This window comes from Mesorhizobium alhagi CCNWXJ12-2, from assembly GCF_000236565.1.
Taxonomy (GTDB): Bacteria; Pseudomonadota; Alphaproteobacteria; order Rhizobiales; family Rhizobiaceae; genus Allomesorhizobium; species Allomesorhizobium alhagi.
In genome coordinates, this window is record NZ_AHAM01000155.1 from 1 (window position 1) to 25,214 (window position 25,214).

Below are 25,214 nucleotides of genomic sequence, written 5' to 3' on the forward strand. Positions count from 1 at the left end.
GCTCTTGTGGCGGACGCAGTGATCACGTCCTCTGTTGACAAGCCGAGGGTGTTGACGCCCGTTCTGGCTCATCCGGCGAACAATTCCTTGTAACCGGTCGTCACCTCCTTGTAACCGGTCGTCACCATCCAGTTCGCGCGATCGAGATGGCTTCGCACGGCCTTTTGGGCGCGCTCCGGTTCTTGCACCGGATCGATGCCGAGGATGCCCTGCGCAATCTCCTCACGGCTGGCATCGTCGGCGGCTGCGTCCAGGAGCCTCATGTAGGTCGTGAAGTGCTGTTTGTCGTAGGTGGTCAGGCTGTCGGACCAGGGGACTTCTTCTTTGATTCCCGGTTTCGTTGTGACCTTCGTGACGGCTCGGTATTCCATCATGATATTGGCGTCCGGAAGTTGAGTAATTGGAAGGTCGAGAGATATTATTTCGACAGGCTAACCAAATGGGATGGTAACATCGTCCCAAGGCAATCTTCCCGACCTGATCCGCAAGCGCCCGCTCGGGGCGATATGGGTACCTTCTGGATCATTCGTCCCCAAGTTAGGGGTGAATTACAAAAAGCTCAAGACGGTGCGGCTGCACATCGGTTTTCCCGCGGCCATCACTTCACGTTCCCCAAAGAGAGGATGGCGAAACAGAAACCGCCCGCTTTGTTTCGAGCAGAGGCAAGAGGTTGAGGAAGACAACATTACAGGCATAGAGCGAACGGGCTTACGGCCCCAGTCGGTGGCGAGATCCATCGCGCACGTGGCCGACAGCCCGCTAGGCAGCAGCCGATTTGCTGCGACGATTGCCGAGGAAGTCCGTCACATCAGCTAAAGATTTTGGTGGGCTGAATAGATATCCTTGAACCTCGTCGCAACCTGTAGCGCGAACAATTTCCAGCTGATCCTCAGTTTCTATTCCTTCAGCCGTGGTCTTCATGCCCAAAGCATGGGCCAAACTGACAATCGCATGCACGATCGCCATGTGATCCTGATTTGTGGAGATTTGCTCCACGAAGGAACGGTCTATTTTGATCTTGTCCACGGTATATTTTCTGAGATAGCCGAGCGAGGAATAGCCCGTGCCAAAATCGTCGAGTGATATGCGGACACCCAGCGCACGCAAGTCCCGCAGCGCACAGGACGACCTTTGGCTGTCCTCAAGCAACAACGTTTCTGTCACTTCTAGTTCAAGGCGATTAGCAGGAAATCCCGTAGCGGCGAGTACTCTGGAGACCATCTCAACGACATCGCCTCGCATGAACTGCGTTGGCGATAGATTAACGGCGAAATTGAGCTCGCCCGGCAAATTTGCAGCTGCTCGACAGGCTCTTTCCAACACCCACTCGCCCAGGTTGACGATCAAGCCCGTGTCTTCGGCGATGGCGATGATTTCCTCCGTTTTGACGGGTCCGTGTCTGCAGCCCGGCCACCGCAACAGTGCTTCAAGTGTGGTGACTTGCAGCGTGTGAATGTTCACGATCGGCTGGAACACTACATCGAACTCCTGGTCAAAATCGGCCGCACGCAAATCGAGTTCAATTGTCCGACGGCGCTGAAGACGCGCATCCATCTCGGGCTGGAAAAAGCGATATGTGCCACGCCCGTCTTCTTTGGCTCGGTAGAGCGCCAAGTCGGCATGTTTCAGAAGCGTGTCTGGGTCATCGGAAACCCCGGAGGTCACGGCTACTCCGACGCTCACCCCGATAACGACCTGATGCCCTTCGAGCTCGTACGGTTCGCTAAGAACCTCGAGTATGCGTTGGGCAAGTTGGTCAACGTCCGCTGGCTGCGTGACATCCGCCTGCAGGATCACGAATTCATCGCCTCCCAGCCTAGCCACAGTGTCCTCTCGGCGAACGAGAATTGCGATGCGCGCAGCGACCTCCCGGAGTAGCCGATCGCCCATGGAATGTCCGAGCGTGTCATTGACGTTTTTAAAGTGATCGAGATCCAAGCAGAAAACCGCGGCAGAGCGCTGATGCCTTTGGCACCGAGCCAGCTCACTCACCATCCGGTCACGAAGCAGAATTCGATTGGGTAAGTCAGTGAGAGCGTCATGGCGGGCCATGTGCACCATTTGGGTCTCAGCGTGATGGCGTTCTGTAATATCGTCGTAAGTAGCCACCCAGCCTTCATTGTTCATCGGTTGATGCAAAATTGAAATCATGCGGCCATCGCTCAATTCCTGCAGTAAAGTACCCCGCTTCTTTCGAGCAATGAGGCTAAGTTGTTCCGAATGGATATTCTCAGCGCTGTCCCGGGAGCAGATACCGGCGTGGACCGTGAGCCGGGTGATATCCTCAAGGGTACTCCCCGGCCGCAGCGATTCCGGAGATAGACCATACATGGTGGCCAACCTACGATTGCTAACGATAAGCTGGCGGTCTTCGCCGAACATGCAAAGCCCCTGCGACATGTTGTGTAGTGCAGTATCGAATAGACGGTTTTGGGTGATCAACTCATCATTTGCAGCGTGCGCTGCAGAATTCGCCTTCTCGAGGTCCTCGCTCGTTTGCACTAGTGTCGCATTGAGCGCGTGGAGTTTTTGCTGAGTTTGGATAAGAAGTCGATTCCGTCTTTCCAAAAGTACGATAAGCACAAACGTGCAGAGCACGAGGCCCCAAGCCAAGGCAGAGAACGTCCAATGCAGTTGCAGAAGTTCTTGTTGGTCGCGCGCGACCTGTTGACCGCCGTAATTATTGGCCTCCGCGGCGAGACCGATGAGGTCCCCTTCCAGAGGGACCATTTCTGATAGGATGGCTGTCGCAGTTGCGGGATTCTCAACCTGCTCGATCAGCATTTCGGCGCGATGGAGGAAATGGGATAGCGATTCCACCGTCCTTCGCCGGTCGTCCGCTTCCAGCACAAAGGGCTGAAACTCGCCGCTGCGAAACAGCTCAAGCCGGTTCTTGACGATGTCGAGCCGAAGCTGCGCCTCTTGCTTCGAGCCTTCACCGGCCGCCAATTCGCTGACGCGCTGACGCAGCCGCAAAAACTCGTTCACGCCCTGACCTGCGCTCCAGGCCACATTGTAGCGCGAGACCTTGGCGAGCATCTCCTGACGCTCGAAGATGAGCGTCGAAAGATAAACTGCGCCAAAGCCGAGAACAATGATGGCGGTGCTGAGAGCTATCTTTAAGGGGTGAAAAGCGCCCACTAGAGGACCCCGCGACAACGCATCCATTGTCTCTTTTTCAGCGCACAATGAGGCGTGTAAGTTGCCATATGGAACGTGCATAGTATTTTTGGGCCTGCAATTCTGGAACGCTGTCGTAAGGATACACTACGAAGAGCGGCCCCTTATCGCTGACGGGCATGTATTGCTTATCGCGCTTCAGCGCCAATATGACATCGAAGTCCTCAAAATCCTTAAGAGGAATGGTCGTTCGATAGTCGTTCAGCGCTATGGCGACTACTTCCGTGCCCTGCGCTCCGACAAGCGCCATAATCTGTTTGAGTAAGACGCCCTCGAACTCGACCGGTCCGGAAAACCAAGGCGTAGTGGTGGTCAACGTGGTCATACCGAGCTTCTCAAGCATCCCACGATCGAACTGCGCCACACCGTCGGCGTTGGTCACTCGGATATTGCCCTCGATCGACAGGATTGGCGTCCCTTTTGAGGGCAACAGCTGTTGATCCTGAACGTGCCCCGGAAATATGGTCAGCAGAATAAGCGCAACAGCTAAGGCAAGTGCGCCGCGAATCCTTGACATCATTTTATCCTTCGCCTCACTACCCGCTTTCAATGTCGTCCGATCCTTGAACGCCACGTTAATTGCGCGCGTAAAATCGCTGGCTAACGACGCTTTCCATTGAGTCAGGGGACGGCTCAGCGCGTTTGACACCGGACAATCAGAATGTCAGAAGCTCGGCCTCGGCATTTTAAGGAGTGAAAGTTGGAACGTTCTGCCAGCGTCGCCATGGTCGAGACTTACAAAGAGTTCACATTCGAGGCCGCCCACCAGCTGCAGCCATTTTCCGGGTTGCACGGCCACACCTTCAGGGTTCGAGTCCACTTTAAGGGCTCCCCTGATGCGGTGTTTGGCTGGCCGGCCAATCTTTACGAGGTAGAGCCGAGGATTAGTTCGGTGCAAAAAGTCCTGGATCATACATACCTGAACGACATTGACGGTTTGGCGGTGCCCTCCTTGGAAAACGTCGCCAAATGGATTTGGGACAAGCTGGCGCCTCATTCCCCGCAAATTGATCGCATCACGGTGTCACGCGGCCCAGATGGGCAGGCCGAAGGCTGCACATATTGGAGGAACCCCTGATTGCCGGGTGCCAATGGGTTCTTTTCGGCAAAGGATTGACGCGAAGGTAGTCGCGTTTGAAAATTTGACGTGGCCTCCGACTGCCCTTCGACCCCACGTTGAAGCCGGCACGCCGCGCGTGTGTGTCTATGTGTTGTGCTGCAAGCTTCGTTAGCCGCTATTGCCGTCCGCCCGTCGACTCGCCACGCTTGACGTCGGTGCGCGTTTGCCGACCTCCTTCGCATACAGCTCGATCGGGTAAGGCCTTCCGATCAGATACCCCTGCAGCGCACTGCAGCCCTCCTTCGTAAGAAAACTCAACTGATCGATCGTTTCCACGCCTTCGGCAACAATGTGCATAGAGAGGTCTCGGCCCAGCCCGACAATGGCGCGGATGATGGCCGCCGATTGCGGATTCTGCTGAAGCATCCAAACGAAGGACTTGTCGATCTTGATTTTGTCAAAGGGGAAAGACTGGAGATAGGAAAGCGACGAATAGCCTGTCCCAAAATCGTCCAGGGCGATCTTTACTCCGAGCGATTTGAGGCGCCGGAGGATTGAACTTGCCCGCGATAAGTCGTCGAACAGCACGCTTTCCGTGATTTCCAGCTCGAGCCGCGTCGGGTCGAGCGCCGACTGCAACAGAATCGAGTGCACTATGCCGGGAAGATCGCCTTGGCGGAATTGCACGGGAGAGAGGTTGACGGCGATGTGGATCGTGTTCGGCCATGACGCCGCCTCCCGACAGGCCTCGCGCAGCACCCATTCGCCAATTGGCACGATCAATCCGCTCTCTTCGGCCAGGGGAATGAACTCCGCAGGTGGGATCATTCCTCGTTGTTTGTGGGACCACCGGAGCAGGGCTTCGAACCCAACGATCTGACCCGATACGTTCGCCTGCGGCTGGTAGTGCAGGAACAACTCGCCGTTTGCGAGAGCCGAACGCAAGTCCTTCTCAAGTGCGCGGCGTTCACGCAGCTTACGATCCATATCCGCCTCGAACATACGGAAAACGCCATGCCCGTCGGCCCTGGCGCGATCGAGCGCTGCGTGAGCGTTGCTCAGGAGGGATGTGACATCAACCGCGTCATCGGGAAAGAAGGCGATTCCGATGCTCAGACCGACGTGCAATTGCTGGCCATCGACATCAAAAACGTCGGCGATCGTTGCCAGCAGGCGGTCAGCGAGCGCTATTGCTGTCTCCGGATGAGGGCCATCAGCAACAACAGCTGTGAACTCGTCGCCGGTGCGCGCAAGGAAGTGCTTGCCAGCGCTCGCTGTCAGCCGCGCGGCTACCTGTCGAAGCAGCGCATCCGCTACCCCGGGGCCGCAAACGTCGTTTACTTCCTTGAACCCGTCCACGTTGAGGCGCATGACAGCGAAGGATTCCCTACCGGATGTCGCCCGCTCGAGCGTGAATTCGAGACGCTCGATGAGTGCTGTCCGGTTGGGCAAATTCGTCAGCCCGTCGTGGGTGGCCAAATGGGCGATTCGCGCCGCGTCTCGCTTGCGCTCGGTCACATCCTCGGCCACCGCGAGAACATATTTCGACTTTCCGTCATGGCTTTCCACCGCGAGCCGTCGCATAACGACATCTCGTATGCCCTTGTCCCGCGTTCGGATCTGCTCTTCCTCGGCTATCTCAACGGAATCGGAACGCAACGCCTGCCGATCACGAACAACGAACGACTCGGCCTCCTCTGGCGGAAAGAGGTCGGAATCGGTCTTGCCGATCAGCTCGTCGCGCGGGATGCCAAGCAGTTCCTCACCTGCCCGGTTCATCAGGACATAGCGGTGCTCCCGCGCCTCTTTGGCGAAGAGCATGACGGGAATGTTTTCGATTACCGTGTCCAGGAACTCTCTGGTGCGACGCAGGTCGTCCTCAGCCCGCTTGCGCTCCGTCACGTCGACAACCGCAACCATCAAGGCTGGGCGGCCATCATACTCGATCCGCTTTGAGTAGGCGACGATGTCGACCAGGCTGCCGTCCGCCTTGATGTGGCGCCAGGTACGCCCGGTGCGGTACGAGCCCTCGCCTGTGCCGAGCACTTGGAGAAACGCTTCGCTGTCTTCCGCCGGCCTGATTTCTAGAATGGATTTGGAAAGAAACTCTTCGCGGGTGTAGCCATAATGCTCGACGGCAGCTTGGTTGACTGCCAGAAACCGCAAGCTGGCTCTATCAAACACCCACATGGGGATCGGGTTTTCCTCGAACAGCAGCTGCAGCGAGGCTTCGTGCTGCTTCAGCTTGGTGATGTCCGAAATACAGCCGACAACGAAGCGAGCGCCATTCGGCAGCGACGCCCGCGCCTTGCGCGTCACCAGGGTGCGGATTTCCCCGTCCGGCCCCAGCATGAGCTCCTCGTTCTCATTGACTTCTCCGGTTTCCAGCACCAACCAATCAACCTGCCGGAACACATCCGCCTGTTCCTTCGGGACGAAGTCGTAATCCGTCTTGCCAGCCAAATCCTCATAAGAATGACCCATGAAGTCACACATACTTCGGTTCAGCACAACGAAGCGGGATTGATCATCCTTCAGGAATATCGGATGAGGCACTGCGTCGAGCACCAAGCGCACGGCGTCAGCATCGTCCTTGGAGAAGGACCCGGTCACCAGTTCCACAGGAAAGTCTGAACACGACATTCCGCATCTCCCGCTGTGAAGAACCAACGGTTGTATATTAAGAACCCGCAACTGTCCGCAACCATCCAAGAATGATATTAGCTATCATTAAAATGGGGCGGAGTAACGGATGATCTGCCAAGCGAATCGCAGAGTCGACGAGCCGACGAGGATGCTGCCGGATACCGAGGCTTCTCCAAGGAGGCCGGCAGGCTGTGCTGCAGCAAGCGCGCATTCGAGAAATGCTTGAACTTGGCGTTGTAATTCAACATTGTCGGTCCACCGAGCGCTGCTCCTTTTGCGCCTGATCTCGTCGGACACTCTGCCGACGCAGGCACAAATCTCTCTGCTGAAGAGCAGATAATGATTACGCCGGAGTGGCGATCGACCGGCCGACCGTGACTGCTTCAAAGGGCAGCCCAACACCGGCCGGACAGTTGCGCTGTTTCAGAGACTAGGGGTGGTGCACATCCAGCCGATACTCTGTGTTTCGGATTGCGAGGCCATTCAGGACGCCGCGCCGCAGCCCGACACGTCGACGCAGGCACAGGACAATAAAGAAGGCGACTCCAATCTGCGTTCCGCGGGGAGAGTCACCGGATATTATGTTCATGCGTCCGACGGCGACATTGAGGAGCACGGTTTTTGGGCCGTGTTGACAAAGTCCGTAAGTTCTTGATGCTGCGTGCAAGGATGTTCGACATCGACGGAGTTTCTCATGGCCGACCTCAAGGAATCCGAGGCAAATCAGGTAGCAGCCGAGGTGAAGGAACAGGCACCTGGTATCAAGGAAAAGGCGGCGAAGCCGAGGAAGCAAACCGGGCGGCAGCGAGGCGCTGTACGAACCGGAGCCAAGTCGGCCCAACAAGCGTCTTCATCTAAAGCGGTCGCTTCCCCTATAGCCCGGACAGCGCGGAAAATATACTCTGAGAAAGAGCGGGCGCAAAAGCTCGGCGAGATCGAAAAGCAGATCGGACGGGGAGAGAGCATCAAGGCCTCGGTCCAGAAAGCCGGAATATCGCAACAGACCTATTCTCATTGGAAGAAGGCTGCCAGGCAGATAACACAGAGCGATGTGCTCAAGGATATGGTGAAGCTTGAAGAAGAGAATGCCCGTCTGAAGAAGCTTCTCGCCGACCGGCTCCGGAACGAAAACGCCGAACTCAAGAAAAAGCTCGGGCTTGCTTGAGCCGCTCAGGGGCCAAAGCTGGGCCGTTCGCATCGGGCCGAGGGCTCTTGTGCTGCCTATGTTTCGGTGCGGCTTTCTAGCCTCGCTCCGAGCTTCCAGCTCGCGAGGCGACGAGGTATCCCTCATCGCGGGCGGCTGTGCTCGGGGTGCCTGTTCGGCGTCGTCGGCATGGATATCGGCACGATCGCCGGCGCGCTGATAATCGGCCTGATGAACCACTTCCTGATCCTGATGCCGCAGGAAATCAGTTACCACCACGCCCGCGGCGGGATAGTCATCTTCGCGGTCGCGCTCAGCCCGTCGGCGAAGTGACCGAAGCGAGCTTTTCCACACTGCCCTTTTATGCGACTTTCGACGCACGGAACGTGAACATTTCATACCTCGGGGAGTGCGATCAAGCTGGGGCTCCTTCCTGCTTTGCGAGAGTTCTCTAGGGTGGCTTTGACAACCGGCAGGTTATCGCAATCAAGCTCCCAAAGTGAAAATCTGGAAGGCGCTCGGTCGCCGCGCCGTGCTAGTCTCTGTGGACGACTCTACTTAGCGAGGCGCGCCGATGTCGAATGCAAGCGTGCGCTCCCCAAGGAAGCGCATTGCGATCTTCCTTGACGGAACGTGGAATAATACCAAAAGCAACACGAATGTCTGGCGTCTTGCCGCTTTGTGTGCAGCACATGGGCACGATGGAGTCCCCCAGGTCACCCACTATAATATTGGCGTGAACGGACTTTGGGGCGGGATGTTCGGCAAAGGCGTCGCCGCCAATGTCGTTGACGCCTATGAGTGGCTTGTGGGCCAATACAATCCGGAAGACGAGATTTTCATTTTCGGTTTCAGTCGAGGGGCATTTACCGCTCGAAGTCTGGCGGGATTTATCGCTAAGTATGGTCTCGTGAAACCGGGAGCGCCCCTTGGGGTCGCACAACTCTTCGAACGTTACCGCAGGGCTGACGATAAAACAATTTGGAAGCTTGCGGCGGAAGAGTCGGCCGGCACCCTGGAGAGTCCCAGTCTCGAAGAGCGTTGGATGCTCCGATACTCAATGCCCGTCACAGTGGCGATGGTAGGAGTGTGGGACACAGTCGGTGCGCTCGGGGTTCCTTGGTTCAGCATTGAGGGCGTCAGTAGGTCAAGTTTTGGTTGGCTACACACCGGGCTGCGGCTCCCAATCCAGCATGCCTTCCATGCGCTCGCAGTGGATGAGCATCGTCTCTCCTTCGCGCCTACGCCGTGGACAGTGCTTAGCACCACGCAATCGGCTCCGCGTTCGCTAGACAGTGTTGAGCAGAGGTGGTTTCCGGGAAACCACGGAAGCGTTGGGGGTGGATACAGTGGTGACCTCTTGGTTCAAGTGCCGCTCAAATGGTTGAAGGCCAAGGCAGAGCAACTTGGTCTGTCCTTCCGATATGACGTGGAAGTCGATCCCGATGCGCATCAGGCGCCCATCGCCGACTCGTATTCGGACTTCATGAACGGAATTTACAAACGCTTCAGCAAGCGCCACTTCCGCGATATCGCACCGCCGCCGTTCAAGGGCGAGCGCGGTACGCACACGCGGGTCAACGAGACTATCGACATATCCGTGTTCGACAGGTGGCGTTCAAACGTCAGTTACCGACCGGTAAACGTGGCGGAGTGGGCAAAGCGATACAAAGTCGACCCCACCACCCTTACAGCATCGGTAATGGCAAATGCGCCAAGCGATATAGTTCCAGACTAGAACCAACGGGCCCGCGATAGAGTTGACGCACCATGGAGGACGATTTTTGGGGAAGCGTTTGCGAGGATGGCGGGCCTGTGTGCACCGGCACTTTGCAATGGCTTTGCTAGCTTCAACATTACCTGAGAGCGATTGATCGCATCAGGTTCTCGTCACTCCACACGATGCTATGGGACGTGTTGAGAGGATAGACCGGTCAGCCCAAACCTTTCCTTCATCTCATCGGTGCGGACCCAGGTGTTGCCGGCGATTTTTTCAACCAGTCCCTCGAATACACGCTCGAAGGCCACTTTGGTAGCGTCGTCCGACAAAGCCTCCGCCTGCGCCAGCGGCAAGAGCGGCCGCATATCGGTCAAGAGCCGGGGATTTGCCAGCTTGGCGAACATCCGTTCCTCGGCCTGGGCGCGAGATATCGATTGGCCGCCAAACTGAAGATAGCGGGCGAACATCTCGGTGACACGAACAACATCGAGTCCGTCGAACACATCCAGGGCATGGGAAAGATCATAGAGATCGCGTCCCTTGTCGCGCTGCAGGAGAGCTCGCAGCTTCGTTGCCAGCATTTCCTCCTGAGAGAAGGTCGGAATCGCGGCCTCGCCGGCAAACCAGGGGTTGTCTATGCGAAACGGCATCGTTTGCGGCGGATCGTAGGCTCCGATTTCACGCGTGTTGATTTCGACCTTGAGGCGAATTGGCACGCCGCTTCCGTCTTCGGCTTCCACACGGAAACGAAATTTGGGCGCGACTGGACTTTGATCGAATTGCGCGCGGCCAAGCCACGGCTCTAGAACGACACGCAGCTGATCCAGAATCGGCCCGATCGGACCTGCGGTGGTTCGGACGAGATCTATATCTTCCGAGTAGCGAAGCGGTTCGGGGAAGTGCAGCTTGTTCAGCGCCGTGCCGCCGCGAAAACGCAGTTCGGCGGTTAGGAGATCGTCATTGAAGATGTCGATGAGCGCGCGGCTTATGATGAGGTCCTGCTCGACCTGGCGCTGATCGGCCCATGGAACGACATTACCCCAGGCGACGATGTTCTGAGCGGGGATCATTCATCGACCTCCGGTGTGCGACGCACAACCACGCGCCAGCGGTCGTCGTGCTCCTGCGGGGCCGGCGTGAAGTCCGGATCGCGCGTCTCATGCCGGTCGAGCTCCGTCCAGGGGGCGGCGCCGCGCGCCATCAGCGCCGCGCGCATCGGATCGGCCCGATCCGCATGCCCCAGTCGCTCCAGCAGATGACCGAGACGCTGAACGACAGGCCGCTCGGCGGCATCGGAAAGTGCGGCGAGCTGAAAAGGATCGATCTTTTCGCCAAGGTCCGTGAGGACCGTCGCGACATTGTCGATCCCGCCCGCCGCCTGTGGGTAGCGCAGGAGGTCGAGCGCCGTGAGCGCGGGTGAAGATATTTTCATTTTGCCGGTATCCGTTTTCCGGTCCTCGATGCCGGACTGCACTGCTGCAATGTCTTTTCGGTAATAGAAGACGATCAGGTTGCGGCCGGCCTTGATCTTCGGCAGGCGCTTGGGGGTGACGACCTGGAATTCCATCACGGCCTGGTGCGTGGCCCCGTGAAGTTCCGCCGCCTTCAGCAGGCCGACATAGTAGGGCTGTAGTTCGTGGCGCATCAGGGCATCGATGTACCATGAGGGCGGCGGCGCACCCCACGAGGCGAACTGCGGAGGCACCGCGACATAGAACCCCTGCCGAGGTCTGATCAGCGCCTTGCGTCGCTGAAGGCGCTCGGCCGCATCGAGGAGCGCACCGCGTCCGACACCGAGCGCCTGTTCGGCCTGCTCACTTGTAAAGATCACCTGGCCTGCGGAAAGCAGGCTCGTAATATGAGCTGACAGGGCGGAGCGTTGATCGTGAACCATGCGTCATTATCCGCTCTTGGCGCGGAGTTTTCAACATGGTTCGATAACACGAGACAAATCGGATTGGTTTTTCCGTGCTACGAGGGGCTTTTCAAACATGAATTGCCAAAGCGCCGCTTAGCTCAATGAACCTTCCGGCGCGCCTCAATGAGGCAGCGCTTTCGTCAGGATGACTTATCGGAGTTGAAGGCCGGCCATCCGGGCGCGCCAATGGGGAAAATACAACCCGTGCTTCACCGTACCTAACCAAACACTTCTCTTATTCAGAGGGAACTATCTTGTGTCTTTTTTCGCCAGGTCTTTGAGGAGAGCCCTACGGCTTCTGACGCACATTGTCACGCAGACGTGGGGGGCGCTGTAGGGCGCCGTTTGATTTTCTGGTATGTCCCGGGGGCGACGAACACGTTCACGACGTCGAGCACTTCCTGAAGTCTCTCGTCCCTGAGACGTGCCTTAAGGCCTGTGAGGCGTTCGTCTTCGTCAAGGAACTTCCCGATCATCATCCGTGCCTGGGCCTCGACTGTCTCGACGGCCCGAGCGGCATCCCCTAACGTTACAGTCTTCTGCTGTTCCGGGTCCCCTTCCTCCACGGTCACCTCGTCGAGGTCATCGACCAGCTTGAGGGCAGAGGAGGCCCTGCGACGGAGCCGCTTGGCTGTGTGCATGACGTCGACGACCTGATCGTAGGAGGCCCGCGAGCTCTCCGCAAGGCTGCTGCTGCGCGTGACGAGCTTGTCGATGTCCTCGATAACCTTGCTCACGTTGAGCTGTCCTTGCTGCGAGGCGTCGTAGGCATCATCGGCAAGGGGCTTGCAAACAGTCAGGCTGATGTCCGAAGGAAGAACGCATAGGGCTGCAGGACGCCGGCCGTAGCCGCCGGCGTTGCACCTCACGAATTGCCTATCGCAAACCTTCTTGGGATTCCTGCGGGAGATCGTCTCCTTCACAAGGTCTGCCAGTTCATCGGCGCTCGGCCAGCATGTGCCAGTGCCAGCTGCCGGGCTTGGCATGTTCCTGGTCTATCAGGCTCAGAATCTCGAACTCCGCGAACAGTTCGACCAGTTCTGCCGCATTGCAGTAAAAGTGCGGGTGAATTTTATCGGAATCGTCAGGATCGATGGCAGCATCGACAAAGGTGTTCGGCGCGACTTCCTCGCCTTTTCCGTATTTGACGTTGCGCTTTGAAAGCATGGTGCCCTGATAAGTGCCGCCCGGCCTGAGCACACGCCCGATTTCGGCGACGGCCGCCCGCACGATCAGCGGATCGCCGTGATAGATCACATTGAAGGACAGGACGTGGTCGAACGAGCCGGTCTCGAACGGCAGCTCCGTCATCGCCGCCACCTGTGTGGCGATGGCGAGATCTTCTTCCCGGCTAGCGCGGTGCAGTTCGGACAATCCCTGCTCGGCCATGTCCACCGCCGTCACGTCGAGACCGAGGCGCGCATAGGCGAGTGAATGCCGGCCGACGCCGCAACCGAGATCCAGCACCTTGAGAGCGCCCCTGGTAGCCAGCGTCGCCGCGAACGCCGCCACGTCCGGTTCCGGCGTAAGCCAGTCCGCCCGGCCGTGCGGCGTGGCCCAGCGATCGTTCCAGGCGAGGTGAGCGGTGTCGGTTTTCATGATTGATGTTCCTTTGAGAAGTGCTGGTTTCAGTGCCCGTCCATCACCCGGGTGCGGCTATGGGCGCCAATCTGTTCGACGATGACGACGAGGCCGAAGATCATCAGGATAATGGTTGCGGCAGTCGGATAGTCGAACATGTCCATGGCGACCTTCAGCTCCAGTCCGATGCCGCCGGCCCCGACCAGGCCGAGCACTACCGAGGAGCGCACCGCCTTTTCGAGGGCGAACAGCGTGGTCGTGATGAAGGCAGGCATCGCCGCGGGGATCACGGCACAGAAAATGGTGTCGATGCGTCGGACGCCCTGCGCCTGCAGCGCTTCGGCCGGTCCCTTGTCGACATCCTCCATCGCCTCGGCAAAAAAGCGGCCGCAGAACCCGGCCGTATCGACGGCTATTGCAAGAGTACCCGCAAACGGCCCGAGCCCGACCGCGATGACGAAGATTAGCGCCCAGATCAGGTCGGGAACAGTGCGAAATATCGCCACGATCCCCCTGGCCAACCCATTGGTCACGCGGCCGCTCAAAAGTTTCCTCGCCGAAAGCACCGCCAACGGGATGGAAACAAGAGCGCCGACGACCGTGCCGGCGACCGCCATCTGGAACGTCTCGATGAGTGCGGACGAGAGGGAAGGAAATCGCTCCAAGCTTGGGGGCCACGCACGCGAAAAGAAATCGCCGAGCGCCGGCAGGCCTGAGGCCAGTTCGGAAACCGACCAGCCGGTTCCGTCGAGGGACCAGACAAGTACCCCAAGGCCGAGCGCGTAAAGAAGAAATGCCAGCGCGGACGGCCGCTCGAAACGAACCGGCATGCCGGGCTGACGCGGTATGTCAGTCGTAGAGGCCACGAAGGTCTCCGATCGCCAATCCATGCGAGGGTGCGTCCAGCGCCAGCGTTCCCTCGCGCAGTCCTACGACGCGCCGCCCATGTGCGAGCGCGTGAGCCAGGTTATGGGTGGTGAAAACGAGCGTCGCGCCGGTCTCGCGCACGACCCGGGCAAGGACATCCATCACCACTTCGCCGGCGGCAGGGTCGAGGCTGGCGGCGGGCTCGTCCGCCAGGACGAGGCGCGGTTCCGGCACCACGGCCCGCGCTATCGCCACGCGCTGCGACTGGCCGCCGGAAAGGCTGTCCACGCGGCGCATGGCAAGGTCCGCAAGCCCCACCCGGTCGAGCGTCGCAAGCGCCCGCCGGCGGGAATCGACCGGTGCAAGCGCCTGGACCCAGCTTCGCGGGCCTGGTCTCGCTGCAAGCAGACCATGCACGACATTGGACAGCGCCGTCAGCCTGGGAACCAGATTGTGTTTTTGCGCGACAAATCCGATGCCGGAACGCAGACGCCGCAGGTCGCCGGCTCTCAATCCGCTGAGATCGCTCCCGAAGATCGAAACCGCGCCGCCTGCGGGTGCGACAAAGCCCAGCAGGCATTTCAGCAGGGTGGACTTACCGGCCCCGTTCGCCCCGATAAGCGCCACGGCCTCTCCGCGCCCGACAGTGAAACTCACGTCGGAAAAGACCGGTGGATGTCCGCCATAGCGTGCGAGGAGACGGTCGACGGACAGATCGGCCGTTTGGAGCTTGACCGGCTCATATTGGTCAAGCCGGGCAGGGGCGACGTTCATTCGCCCACGAACTCCGAGAACTGCGGATAGCCGATGGTGGTGTACATGGCGCGCACCGGCGCATAGGCCTCGTCATCGACCTCGACGATATCCATACCTGTGAACTTTTCGTTTTCGCCGCCAACGGAGACGATGCCCTCGATGATGGCCGCCTTGCCTTCGACCATCTTGGTGCGGATGGATTCGCCGACGGCCGGGTCGACATGCGCGCCAACCAGGAGAAGATCGTTCGGCAGGTCGCCTGAGCGCGCGATGACGCGGAAAGCGCCGGGCGGCGTCGATTCATCCTTGTCGCGCACGCCGCGCGTCCAACTCGTATAGTTGACGCCGATGGCCTCGACATCGCCGCGCTTCAGCGCTTCATGAGCCACCGCGCGCGACGTATGCGTTACCTCGATTCCGTTCTTCGGATCGACGCCGTAGTCGGCCAGCAATTGCGACGGGCAAAGGTGACCGGATGTCGATCCGATATCGTCCAGCGCAACCTTCTTGCCCGCGAGGTCCGCCGGCTTGACGAAAGGCGAATTCGCCCTGACCACGATCGCGCAGAAATAGTCCGGACGGCTGAGGCCGATCAGCGACTTTGCGTCGGTCATCTTATTGATAACCACGTACTCGGCCGGCCCGGTGATGACGAAATCAACCCGCTTGGCTCGGAGCGCTTCGGCCGCGGCCGTGCGGTTGCTGACCGGAAAGAATTCGAATGTATGGCCGGACGCCTGTTCCAGCGCGGCCTTGAACGGACCCCATTCCGTCTGAAGCCGCTCCAGTCCCTCGACATCGGTGATCGCCAGCTTGAAATTCTCGGCCTGAGCCCAGCCCGTTGTCGCGAGGGCCAGTGCCGCCGCCGTCAGGATCGTCGAAATCCGCATGGTCGTCCCCTTGTCGTCTTCGGTTGCTTTCCGATGCCCATACGACGGGGAAATGACACTGCAATTGCAGGCTCGTGACATCTTTGCGAAATCGTTCAAGAAAGCCGGGGCACTAGACCGCCGGCAAGAATTTCAGCTGGCTAACTGTCAAAGCACACGGCATCCAGCGCGGATTGGGAAATCACTCCGCCCGATCGCAACCGCCGAGCGCGACACTCGTCGGATTGCGGATATCCTCGCAATGTGGGACGCGTTTCCAAATCAATTGGAGGGCTCCGATGCGTGTTTCGCAAAACCGGACAACGATTCCGCCAAGTCGCGGATCGGGTGTCAGTTGAAGGTTGGAATTCCGACCTCGCCTCCAGCTGGAATATTTCCTCCTGCGGCGTGTGAACAACGCCGTATCGGCTGGGGACAACTGCCGCTTCGCAGGTGCGTCAAACATTTTGTGCGTTGCAAATAAAAGGTAGGCGAATACGGTGAACTGGTCGGCCGTCTATTCCTCCCAGATGCGACCCGACAACGCGAACGTGGTGCACCTCCTCCCGAACCACGCTCAGCTATAGAGCCCGCTGCTACTTCCTCCCAGCAGCGGGCTTCTTCACCCTTGGCCATGCCGCCACGACGGTGCCGGCGCGCGCCGTGCAAAAGAATCGCGAGTCGTCGGGCTTTGGAGGAAGTCCTCTATGAGTTTGAAAAGCGGCTGCGCACAAGCTGCGCAGGGGGTTGAGTTTCATCAACTGTTCCACACTGCCCTTTTATGCGACTTTCGAAGCACAAAAGGCGAACTTCAAACGTCCGAACTTTGTGGCACATTTGGACATGGCCACGATCGTCCCAGATAACGACGTTCGCAAGTGCGTACTCCCAGCTATGGATCGCGCCAGTCGCGCAACACACCGATAGTTTCCCGCCCGTTGCACCCTACCTCTTTGCTGATCCCGTTTTCTTTTACGCGAATCGGATTTTCGCTTATAGTCTTGTCTGGGTGGGCAAACTTGCAGAATGATCTATTCGGCTCGATGGAGCCGCAGATTCTCGACCTATCGCAACGTGACTATGGGCCGATCCGAACACCGATTGGACAGATAAGCTGTGTGCTGCGTGCTGCCCGGAAATCCGAGGCAAAATCGCTCGGCACAGTAAGGTGTCTGCTCGCACCGCCGAACCGCTTTTCGAGCTTTCGGACGGCGAGCGCGTCATCGTCACCAGCCGCAAGAACATTGCGCGCCCTCACGATGTTGATGCCTTGCTTCTGCGGACTGAAACCGGACTGCGCTGGCTTTCGCACAGGCTCGTCGATGAGCTGGAATCTGCCGCAGTCAAGGATAGTTGGCCAACCACTATCGCTGCACGCGCACGCGCATGGGATGGCCAATTCTCGTTCCGGAATGAAGTTCCCGACGACAAAGGCAACGTTGCTGAAGACAAGCGCGGCCTGCGGCCACCACAGGTAGGCGCCCTCCATGCGATCGGAGCACACTGGAGCCTCTATAAACAGCCGGCTACCATCGTCATGCCAACCGGCACAGGCAAGACAGAAACCATGCTTTCGGCTTTGGCCGCGTATGCGCGCGAGCCTCTCCTAGTGATCGTCCCCTTAGATGCTTTGCGCGGGCAGACTGCAGGCAAGTTTCAAACCTTTGGACTCTTGCGTTTTCTGGGCGTTCTCAATTCGGCCGCGCCAAACCCCATCATTGCGTGTACGTTTGCACCTTCCCACGACTGGAAGGTCAAGGCATATTTTGTGTTCTCGGCGCTTTTTTAATCCGGCCTTTCTGAATGCCTCGACCGCTGCCGGACAGAGAATCGATTCGAATATTCATGCGAGAGATGATAGTCTCGTCTTGAACCCTCGGGAGGAGGAGATGCGCGCCATTGCATTTATTGCCGGCGTGTCGGTGGCTACGCCCTCGATGGCGGCGGAGCAGCTCATCTTTTACACTGCCAATTTTCCAGATGCGACATCGGTCCAGCTCAGCATCCTGAACAATAGTGCCTCGCAAGATGGGGACTATGACTTTGAGGTCGCTATTGGCTTAGTTGAGACGGACGCGAGCGGTGCTATCAGGTATCAAGATACCGGAAAGCATCGTGTACGCGTTCGGTGTAATTATCCCGCCTATGTGAGCGTGGGTGCGCGAAAATATCCCATAGAGATGCCTCTCAGCCGTTCCGCACACGATGATTGGAAAGAAAATCTCTGGATAACGTTCTGCGCGGCCCCTTCATCGTGACACCCGTGCTCATAGCATTGCCCTGATCGGACAGCGGCCGCGGGGTGATTTCAACCCGCGGCGCTAGTGCCGGATCACTTGATATCGGTGACCGTGATCCGTCCGTTGACTCGGTCGGCTGCAAACTCGATTGCTTGACCCGCTTTGACCTTCTCGATCATGCTGTCTTCCGCGACGACGAACACCATCGTCATCGCGGGCATGTCGAGATTCGTCAGCGGCTCATGTTTGATCGTGAGCTTTTTCTGCTTGGCGTCAACTTTGACCACCTCGCCTTTCACGTATTCCTGTGCGAGCGCGCTCCCCCCGATGGAGAGCACGAACGCCAGGGTCGAAAGTACTTTTACCAACAGTTTCATGGCTGCTTCCTTTGCGGGTTTGAAGGTCAATGGGCGACGCTGATATCGCCCTTCATGCCCGAATCATAATGACCCGGGATCAGGCAGGCGAAACCGAAATCCCCGGCCTTGGCGAAGGTCCAGATGATCTCTCCGCTGGCGCCCGGCGCCAGCTTGATGGAGTTCGGGTCGGCGTGTTCCATCTCCGGGAACTTCTCCATGAGCGCCTTGTGTTCCATGATGCCCTCGTGGACATCCATGACGAACTCGTGGTCAACCTCGCCCTTGTTGGTGAATTTCAGCCGGATGGTTTCGCCTTCCTTGATCGACAGGGACGCGGGTTCGAAAACCATGCCCCCGTCGTCCTTTTCTTTCATGGCGATTTGCACCGTCCGTTTGACCTTGGACGTCTCTCCGGGTTTGCCGATTTCCATCATCCCGGCTTCACCGTGTCCGCCACTGTGGTTGCCTTCGGCCAAGGCCGCACCGGGAACGATTGCCATCATCATGGCCGCGATCATCATTCGTTTCATGCTGGTCTTTCTCTGCTTGTTGGGGTTTGAGAGTTGGCATTCATCCCTGCTTTCCGTGGCCGCCGTGCTGGGTTTGCGGAGCCATCGTTTTTGCGTCGCCTGACTTCGTCGGAGCGGGGACATCCCCGGTCCACTCATAGGCGACGGTTCCTTCCGGGTGCTGGTACCAGCCGGGATCGGCGTAATCGTTCGCGGACAGGCCCTCGCGGACCTTGACCACCGAGAACATGCCGCCCATCTCTATCGCGCCGAACTGACCCCACCCCGTCATCATCGGGATGGTGTTGTCGGGAAGCGGCATCTCCATTTCCCCCATGTCGGCCATGCCGCGGTCACCCATGGCCATGTATTCGGGCTGGACGCGGCGGATCTTGTCGGTGACCTTGGAGTTGTCGACGCCGATGAACGTCGGCACGTCATGGCCCATGGCGTTCATCGTATGGTGCGACTTGTGGCAGTGGATCGCCCAGTCGCCCTCGTATTTGGCGTCGAACTCGTATGCCCGCATGGCGCCCACGGGGATGTCGATAGACACCTCCGGCCACCGCGCTTCCGGGCGCACCCAGCCGCCATCGGTGCAGGTCACCTCGAAGTCGTAGCCATGCATGTGGATCGGATGATTGGTCATCGTCAGATTGCCGACGCGCACCCGCACCCGATCGTTCTTCGCCACCGGAAGATGGCTGATCCCCGGAAAGACCCGGCTGTTCCAGGCCCAGAGGTTGAAGTCCGTCATCTCCATGATGCGCGGGACGTACGACCCGGGCTCGATGTCGAAAGCGTTCAGCAGGAACACGAAATCGCGGTCCACCCGCATGAACTTCGGGTCCTTCGGATGAATGACGAAGAACCCCATCATGCCCATGGCCATCTGGACCATTTCGTCGGCGTGCGGGTGGTACATGAAAGTGCCGCTCTTCACGAGGTCGAACTCGTAGACAAAAGTCTTGCCGGACGGAATTCCGGGCTGCGTCAGTCCAGTCACGCCATCCATGCCGTTTGGCAGGATCATGCCGTGCCAGTGGATGGTGGTGTGCTCCGGCAGCCTGTTGGTCACGAAGATGCGGACCCGGTCGCCCTCGACCGCCTCTATGGTCGGACCGGGGGACTGGCCGTTGTAGCCCCACAAATAGGCGGTCGAGCCTGGAGCCAGCTCACGTTCCACCGGTTCAGCGACGAGATGGAACTCCTTCACGCCGTTGTTCATGCGGTGGGGCAGCGTCCAGCCGTTGAGCGTCACCACCGGCTGGTAATCAGGGCCGCTCGACGGGAAGATCGGCGGCTGCATGTCAGGGGATTCCATCGTCGGAGCCTCCGGGAGACCCATCGCCGATGTCTTGGTCCATGCGGTCGCGCCCGCCAGGAGCGCACCCGCCCCGAGAATTTGCCGTCTTGAAAGCATCTTTCTTCTCCTTGGGTTCAGTGGCCTTCAGCGCCGGCGCCGGCTACGGCCGGAGCGTCGCCAGCTGCGGACGCACTTCCGCCGCCGCCGTAGACTGCGGTGCCGAGATTGACGTCGGCCAGCCAGAAATTGCGCTTGGCGTTGAGGGACAGGATGATCGAATTGACTTTCGCGCGGGTGTCGGCGAGGAGCTCGAACGTGTTGGTGATCATGCCGTTGTAGGTGAGGACGGCTTCTTCCTCGATCTTCTTCCGAAGTGGCACGACATTGTTCCGGTAATGCCGGGCGATGTCATAGGTCGATCGGTATCCGTCATAGGCGGACCGCGCCTCGGAGCGGATGTTCACCGCTTTCTCCGCGAGGAGGTTGGCAGCCTGCATATAGGCGAGCTCAGCCTTGCGCATGCGCGCCTTGCCCGTGTCGAAGATCGGAATGACGAATTCGAGCTCCAGGATAAGTGCGGCGCTCGTCTCGGTTCCGCCTTCTTCCGATTCCTCGCGCTCCACTTCCACGCCCGTCAGAAGTTCCAGGTCGGTGACGTAGCGCGTCGCTTCGGTCAAACCGTAGGATTTGGCCAACGCTTCCAGTTCGAGCCTTGCGATCTCGAGATCGACCCGGTTCCTCAGTGCTTCCGCCTCGATCGCGCGCTTCGCCATTGCGCCTTTTGGCAGTGCCGGGAGTGCGTTGGGGACCGAGTAGTCCACGTCATATCCCCACAGACCCATCAGGCGGGTAAGTTCTTCCTTGGCAGTCCGTGCCGCGAGCCGCGCCTCCGCCGTCTGTCCCGCCAACTCGGCATAGAAGACATGCTCGCGCGCCTGCCCGGTCTTGGTGAAAGCGCCCGTCTCGCCCAGCTTCTGCGCGAGTGCCGACGCAGCGTCCGCCGCGGCCTGCGCCTGGTTCAGGTAGGAGACTGTCTCCCAGGCCGAGACGGCATTGATCCAGGCCCGCCGCGTATCGGCGGCGAGCCGCAAAGTCTCCTCGGCGGCGCGAAGCTGCGCCTGGCGGAAGCGGGCATCAGCGACCGCGACACGCCGCTTATGCGTTGCCAGCGCGAGGATGTTGCTGACAACCGCCCCTTCGATCGTCCGCACCGGATCGATGCCGATCATGCCGACCGAGATCGTCGGATTGACAGGCATGGTTTCCTGCCAGACATCCGCAGCCGACAGGCCGACTTCGGCATAAGCCGCCTGAAGCCCCTTGTTGTTGAGAAGAGCCACCTGGACCGCCGTGTCGGGGCCGATCGTCTTCTTTTGCAGGAGTCCCTTCACACGCGCGGAAACGGCCTGCGCTTGTTGGCTCGATTGAATCCAGACCGCCTGCTTGCCCGTGACCGATTGGCTTCGCGCCTCCACGGTCGCGAAGCCCGCGACAGGATCCGAAATACCCGCAACGGTCGCGCATCCGGATGCGATCAACGGCAGCGAAATGACCGCAACCAGTTTCAGGATACGGGGCGTCATGATCCGGCCCCGCCGTTTGCGGGCGACAGCCTCTCATTGAGACGCCGCCAGTTCTGCGGATCGACGGGTTCCCGGTGGTGATAGTCGGCGACTACCGGGTTGTAGTGCACATCACGGATGCCCATCGCCGGGTCCGCAGGATTGAAGGCCGGGAGCACGTTCGGCGGAGTTGTCGCCGCACATCCGGCAACAGATAGCGATGCTAGCATCGCGAAACTTGCGATTTTCATTGTGGACCTGAAGGTTGACGTGTGCGTGTACGCGCGCCGGACAGGATTCCGGACGCTGCGCTCAACCGCCTCGAAGAGGCGTCGTCAGTGCAGGTGTCTGGGGGGTCTTATCAGCTCGGCATATTCGCCGAGCGGTAAGGCCAGGGAGACGGCCGACGCAAAGCAGCGGGAGACAGCATGCTCTATCTCAGGACACTCGACTGGCACCGCATGCGCCGGGGCGCAGTGGACTTCGCAGCTTTTTTCGGCGGACTTCTTGTTCCCATGATGGTGGTTCGGCGTGTCCGTGTCGTCCGCCATCGCGCCGTGATCGTGATCGCCCATGTCGTGAGTGGGTTGTTCGGCTCCGACGTTCACCCCGGCATCGCCGTGAAAACCTGTGGCATTGGCCGTGGCAAACAAACCGGGCTGAAGTGCCGACATGGCCAGGAACACGACCGCCAGCACTGCTCGGAGCGATACATTTCCCAAGATCGAGATTCGACCAAGATTCCTCATCGTGCCCTTGGGACAATTGTTCGCCTGATTTGTCAAGGCGGATTGCGGCGAGTTTGTTGCAGTGCAACCAAAAGTGAACGGAGCTGCGTGTTATTATCGCTGAATGGTTAGTTACATCAGGTTCAGCACCGCTCCGGCGACAGCCAGGTAGCGCGCAACCAGTGGATGAGCCGGCTGTACGAACATTGCTGAGTTCCTGTCGATTAGCTGTCCAACTCACCCAGTCCGGCGTCGAATGAGGTCGATTCCCTCGCCTACTGTCGCTTCTCCCTGAACTTGGCGTGGCAGTTCGTGCAATCCTGCAGCATCAGGTGGAAGAGATGTTCGGCTGGCATCTTCGAAGGATCGTCGCCGGCCACCGCACCGCCAGCCCGCTTTCCGAGAAGGCTGCTGCCCATGGCCATTCCCGGCGCCATCCTCATGGATTCGGTGATGCCATCGGGCGCGTCGTCGGCCGCCGATGACAGCGCCGCCGCCAAGGTTTCGAGATGGCCGGCAAGCGCAGCGAATTCCTCGCGCGACAGCTCGATTTCGGCCTTCGCGGCCGAGGGCGCGCCAAACGAACCCTCCGGAAATTCGTCGACCATGGCGATTCCGGAGCGTCGGCGGATGGTTTCGGCTGCCGCCTTGAAGACCGCTGCGTCATAGGCCAGCTTCCCGTCGAAAATTCCGGAGATGGTCTTGGCGGCGTCCGCCATCGCCTTCATCGAATCTTGGCGCTTGGCGACGACCGGATCGACAGCGTTTACCGAAAACGCCGCCCCGGCGGCGATCCCGGCGATGACAAGGACTGCCGCAATGACCGGGATGGGCCTCACTGAACCGTACCATTTCCCGCAAGGCCGTCGATAATCGGGCAGGCCGGGAGTTCATCGCCGTGGCAGTTTTGAGCGAGACGCCTGAGCGCGTCGCGCAGGCTCGAAAGATCCGCCATCTTGCGGGCAATTTCGGCGAGCTTGACCTCGGCGATCGCCTTCACGTCAGCACTCTCGCGCTCCTTGTCACCGTAGAGCGACAGGAGCTGGCGGCACTCCTCGACCGAGAAGCCGAGGCTGCGGGACCGCTGCAGGAAACTTAGCCGATGCACATCCGACATTGAATAGTCGCGGTATCCGTTTCCCGCCCGATCCGCCTTGAGGAGTCCGATTTCCTCGTAGTAACGGATAGTTTTGCGGCAAGCCGGACTTTTCGGAGGCGGTTCCGATGTTCATTCATGTCTCCTCGTGGTTGGTGCGGGAGAGATAATCCTTCCAGTTGCTGGAAGGTCAAGTAGAATCGATCATGACCGATACTCGGCCCTGGATCAGTGCCCGACAGCCGTGATGCCTAAATCCACCACAAGAGTGCCAGAATGCAGGTTCGGGTCAGGTCCTGATCATGTATCGCGCTCAATGCCTCCGTCTTGCCAATGCCATCAGGGTCCAGCCCAGTCCCATGGCTTCCTTCAACCTCTCGATCCGGTCCCCGAAAATGGCCTTTAACGGCCGATTGAGTTTTTCCGAATTGACCAGGCGCATGAATCCCCGGTTCGCCTTGGGCGAAACCGAGAACAGTTCAAGGACTTCGAACTCCGGGGTGAGCAGCCGGCGCAACTCGTGTCGGCTAACCCAGCGACGAAGCTGTCCCGGCGCTGGCGGCGAGATGCGGTTGAACCGCTCAAGCACGAAACGGTTCTGCGTAGCCAGCATCAGATGTCCGCCGGGCCTCAGATAACTGGCCAGCTTCCTGACAAACGAGGGTTGGTCGGCAACGTGCGACAGGACCTCCAAGGTGATGACCACATCGAAGGGGCTTGATCCCAAATCCAGCTTCATGAAGTCGCCGGATACGAAAGTAACCTCGGGTACCCGCTGACGCACCCGCGCCAGTACGTCATCAGACAAATCAGTTCCGGTCACGCGGCCGAAGGGCAGCAGCCGGGGGCACAGCCAGCCGGACCCGCATCCCACCTCCAGGATGTTCAAATCATTTCGTCCTAACGAATTCAGCCAATCAAGAACCACCTCCGCCTGCCTGATGCAAACATCCTGAATCTCGTGCTCGCGATGCTCAGCATTCCAACGGTTCCAAAATCTTCTTTGAAGTGAAATCGGGTCGACCTTGTTCATGTCCGCTTCCCTGCTGGAAAATTTCGCTCGATCTGGCGGACGCGCCAAAAGCGTTGCGTTCCGTCAGAGTGCGGTTTTCAGGCTGGGCAAGCCGTTCTTGGAGGGCGAAGGATGGATGGCGATCTCGCCGGGATGACTATCGGCTGGATTCGCGCGAGCCACGCTTCCGGATGCCTCTTTGGAAATAGATAGGGCACCGGGGTCGCAGCGAACGTCTGGTGGGAGTGGTCGGCATGGTGATGGCCGTGATGCATGGCGGCCGTATCGGACGCCGTTCCCCCGCCTTGCGAATGCACGTTCTCATGTTCATGGGCCGCATGTATTGGAGTGTCCGCGTGCAGCGACGATCCCAGCGGTTGTGTCCCCGCAAGAGGAAAAAGGAGAACTGCAATGGCGAGAACAAGGATCCAGGCCTTGTCCATTTTTCTATGCGAGCACATAAGATCACGATGCATGTCGAACGACGAAGATTAGATCGCGGCCGCCAACCACGCAATCAAACTTGACTACGCCCTCCGGACGATGGGGCGATTTAGGTTCGATCAGCGGTATGCCTCATACCCACCCGAAACGTGTGGATCGACACCTCCGCAGCAGCCATCATGATCCAAGCTGGGCGTTGGCGGCAAACGACGTTGGT

The 25,214-nt window shown here is 59.1% G+C and carries 25 protein-coding genes and 1 pseudogene; 6 read left to right on the forward strand and 20 right to left on the reverse strand.

All coding sequences use genetic code 11. The features are described from left to right. Nucleotides 1–68 precede the first annotated feature (68 nt). The 3 genes from MAXJ12_RS18235 to MAXJ12_RS18245 form a co-directional block, all read right to left on the reverse strand. A complete protein-coding gene (locus MAXJ12_RS18235) occupies nucleotides 69–371 on the reverse strand; it encodes a DNA -binding domain-containing protein (protein ID WP_008837421.1) in 303 nt (100 codons plus the stop codon). Between the two features lie 388 nt (nucleotides 372–759). After that, nucleotides 760–3,141: a putative bifunctional diguanylate cyclase/phosphodiesterase gene (locus MAXJ12_RS18240; RefSeq protein WP_139043930.1), complete on the reverse strand. Its 2,382-nt coding sequence runs from the start codon at nucleotides 3,139–3,141 to the stop codon at nucleotides 760–762. Nucleotides 3,142–3,178: 37 nt separating this feature from the next. After that, complete coding sequence (locus MAXJ12_RS18245) at nucleotides 3,179–3,697, reverse strand: putative pterin-binding protein (RefSeq protein WP_040586768.1); 519 nt, start codon at nucleotides 3,695–3,697, stop codon at nucleotides 3,179–3,181. A gap of 183 nt (nucleotides 3,698–3,880) precedes the next feature. Here MAXJ12_RS18245 and MAXJ12_RS18250 point away from each other — a divergent pair, with 183 nt between their 5' ends. Further along, nucleotides 3,881–4,258, forward strand: a complete 378-nt coding sequence (locus tag MAXJ12_RS18250; protein ID WP_244421519.1) for a 6-carboxytetrahydropterin synthase — start codon at nucleotides 3,881–3,883, stop codon at nucleotides 4,256–4,258. A gap of 150 nt (nucleotides 4,259–4,408) precedes the next feature. On the opposite strand, the gene MAXJ12_RS18255 is transcribed toward MAXJ12_RS18250, so the two are convergent. Next, nucleotides 4,409–6,883, reverse strand: coding sequence for a sensor domain-containing protein (locus tag MAXJ12_RS18255; RefSeq protein ID WP_008837425.1), 2,475 nt, complete (start codon nucleotides 6,881–6,883; stop codon nucleotides 4,409–4,411). 697 nt (nucleotides 6,884–7,580) lie between these two features. Between MAXJ12_RS18255 and MAXJ12_RS18260 the strand changes: the two genes are divergently transcribed. The 3 genes from MAXJ12_RS18260 (at nucleotide 7,581) to MAXJ12_RS18265 (ending at nucleotide 9,768) form a co-directional block, all read left to right on the forward strand. Further along, nucleotides 7,581–8,051, forward strand: a complete 471-nt coding sequence (locus MAXJ12_RS18260; RefSeq protein ID WP_008837426.1) for a transposase — start codon at nucleotides 7,581–7,583, stop codon at nucleotides 8,049–8,051. A 168-nt stretch (nucleotides 8,052–8,219) separates the two neighbouring features. Beyond that, entirely contained in the window at nucleotides 8,220–8,363 is a 144-nt protein-coding gene (locus MAXJ12_RS37690) for a hypothetical protein (protein ID WP_008837427.1), read from the forward strand. Between the two features lie 241 nt (nucleotides 8,364–8,604). Continuing rightward, nucleotides 8,605–9,768: a DUF2235 domain-containing protein gene (locus tag MAXJ12_RS18265; protein ID WP_040586765.1), complete on the forward strand. Its 1,164-nt coding sequence runs from the start codon at nucleotides 8,605–8,607 to the stop codon at nucleotides 9,766–9,768. A gap of 167 nt (nucleotides 9,769–9,935) precedes the next feature. Here MAXJ12_RS18265 and MAXJ12_RS18270 read toward each other — a convergent pair whose 3' ends face one another. From MAXJ12_RS18270 to MAXJ12_RS18300, 7 genes are all read right to left on the reverse strand, one after another. Beyond that, nucleotides 9,936–10,820, reverse strand: a complete 885-nt coding sequence (locus MAXJ12_RS18270) for a nucleotidyl transferase AbiEii/AbiGii toxin family protein (protein ID WP_008837429.1) — start codon at nucleotides 10,818–10,820, stop codon at nucleotides 9,936–9,938. Further along, nucleotides 10,817–11,644, reverse strand: a complete 828-nt coding sequence (locus MAXJ12_RS18275; protein WP_008837430.1) for a type IV toxin-antitoxin system AbiEi family antitoxin domain-containing protein — start codon at nucleotides 11,642–11,644, stop codon at nucleotides 10,817–10,819. Before MAXJ12_RS18275 ends, MAXJ12_RS18270 begins: the two co-directional genes overlap by 4 nt. Before the next feature lie 335 nt (nucleotides 11,645–11,979). Next, nucleotides 11,980–12,591, reverse strand: coding sequence for a hypothetical protein (locus MAXJ12_RS18280; protein ID WP_008837431.1), 612 nt, complete (start codon nucleotides 12,589–12,591; stop codon nucleotides 11,980–11,982). 13 nt (nucleotides 12,592–12,604) lie between these two features. Continuing rightward, the gene (locus tag MAXJ12_RS18285; RefSeq protein ID WP_008837432.1) at nucleotides 12,605–13,267 is read right to left on the reverse strand and encodes a class I SAM-dependent methyltransferase; all 663 of its coding nucleotides are present in this window, start codon (nucleotides 13,265–13,267) and stop codon (nucleotides 12,605–12,607) included. Between the two features lie 29 nt (nucleotides 13,268–13,296). Then, nucleotides 13,297–14,115 carry a phosphonate ABC transporter, permease protein PhnE gene (gene phnE / locus MAXJ12_RS18290; RefSeq protein WP_040586766.1) on the reverse strand — a complete coding sequence of 273 codons (819 nt, stop codon included), beginning with the start codon at nucleotides 14,113–14,115 and terminating at the stop codon, nucleotides 13,297–13,299. Further along, entirely contained in the window at nucleotides 14,099–14,890 is a 792-nt protein-coding gene (locus MAXJ12_RS18295; RefSeq protein WP_008837434.1) for a phosphonate ABC transporter ATP-binding protein, read from the reverse strand. The genes phnE and MAXJ12_RS18295 overlap by 17 nt, the downstream gene beginning before the upstream one ends. Continuing rightward, on the reverse strand, nucleotides 14,887–15,762 hold the full coding sequence (locus tag MAXJ12_RS18300; RefSeq protein WP_008837435.1) for a PhnD/SsuA/transferrin family substrate-binding protein: 876 nt from the start codon (nucleotides 15,760–15,762) through the stop codon (nucleotides 14,887–14,889). Before MAXJ12_RS18300 ends, MAXJ12_RS18295 begins: the two co-directional genes overlap by 4 nt. A gap of 1,147 nt (nucleotides 15,763–16,909) precedes the next feature. Between MAXJ12_RS18300 and MAXJ12_RS18305 the strand changes: the two genes are divergently transcribed. Both MAXJ12_RS18305 and MAXJ12_RS18310 read left to right on the forward strand, forming a co-directional pair. Beyond that, nucleotides 16,910–17,530 carry a DEAD/DEAH box helicase family protein gene (locus tag MAXJ12_RS18305; protein ID WP_008837436.1) on the forward strand — a complete coding sequence of 207 codons (621 nt, stop codon included), beginning with the start codon at nucleotides 16,910–16,912 and terminating at the stop codon, nucleotides 17,528–17,530. A 100-nt stretch (nucleotides 17,531–17,630) separates the two neighbouring features. Next, nucleotides 17,631–17,999, forward strand: coding sequence for a hypothetical protein (locus MAXJ12_RS18310; RefSeq protein ID WP_008837437.1), 369 nt, complete (start codon nucleotides 17,631–17,633; stop codon nucleotides 17,997–17,999). 74 nt (nucleotides 18,000–18,073) lie between these two features. Here MAXJ12_RS18310 and MAXJ12_RS18315 read toward each other — a convergent pair whose 3' ends face one another. From MAXJ12_RS18315 to MAXJ12_RS18350, 9 genes and pseudogenes are all read right to left on the reverse strand, one after another. After that, nucleotides 18,074–18,358 (reverse strand): copper-binding protein, encoded by a 285-nt coding sequence (locus tag MAXJ12_RS18315; protein WP_040586770.1) that lies wholly within the window; start codon nucleotides 18,356–18,358, stop codon nucleotides 18,074–18,076. 26 nt (nucleotides 18,359–18,384) lie between these two features. Then, nucleotides 18,385–18,870, reverse strand: a complete 486-nt coding sequence (locus MAXJ12_RS18320) for a cupredoxin domain-containing protein (protein ID WP_008837439.1) — start codon at nucleotides 18,868–18,870, stop codon at nucleotides 18,385–18,387. Nucleotides 18,871–18,910: 40 nt separating this feature from the next. Then, on the reverse strand, nucleotides 18,911–20,272 hold the full coding sequence (locus tag MAXJ12_RS18325) for a multicopper oxidase family protein (protein WP_008837440.1): 1,362 nt from the start codon (nucleotides 20,270–20,272) through the stop codon (nucleotides 18,911–18,913). Between the two features lie 17 nt (nucleotides 20,273–20,289). Next, a complete protein-coding gene (locus tag MAXJ12_RS18330; protein ID WP_008837441.1) occupies nucleotides 20,290–21,738 on the reverse strand; it encodes a TolC family protein in 1,449 nt (482 codons plus the stop codon). After that, on the reverse strand, nucleotides 21,735–21,863 hold the full coding sequence (locus tag MAXJ12_RS39660) for a hypothetical protein (RefSeq protein ID WP_280113336.1): 129 nt from the start codon (nucleotides 21,861–21,863) through the stop codon (nucleotides 21,735–21,737). Before MAXJ12_RS39660 ends, MAXJ12_RS18330 begins: the two co-directional genes overlap by 4 nt. A 189-nt stretch (nucleotides 21,864–22,052) precedes the next feature. Beyond that, entirely contained in the window at nucleotides 22,053–22,415 is a 363-nt protein-coding gene (locus tag MAXJ12_RS18335; RefSeq protein ID WP_008837442.1) for a hypothetical protein, read from the reverse strand. Nucleotides 22,416–22,720: 305 nt separating this feature from the next. Further along, nucleotides 22,721–23,284 (reverse strand): cytochrome c, encoded by a 564-nt coding sequence (locus MAXJ12_RS18340; protein WP_008837443.1) that lies wholly within the window; start codon nucleotides 23,282–23,284, stop codon nucleotides 22,721–22,723. Next, a pseudogene (cueR, locus tag MAXJ12_RS18345) lies at nucleotides 23,281–23,677 on the reverse strand (Cu(I)-responsive transcriptional regulator). Before cueR ends, MAXJ12_RS18340 begins: the two are co-directional and overlap by 4 nt. Before the next feature lie 177 nt (nucleotides 23,678–23,854). Beyond that, nucleotides 23,855–24,574: a class I SAM-dependent methyltransferase gene (locus tag MAXJ12_RS18350; protein ID WP_008837445.1), complete on the reverse strand. Its 720-nt coding sequence runs from the start codon at nucleotides 24,572–24,574 to the stop codon at nucleotides 23,855–23,857. Between the last annotated feature and the right edge of the window lie 640 nt (nucleotides 24,575–25,214).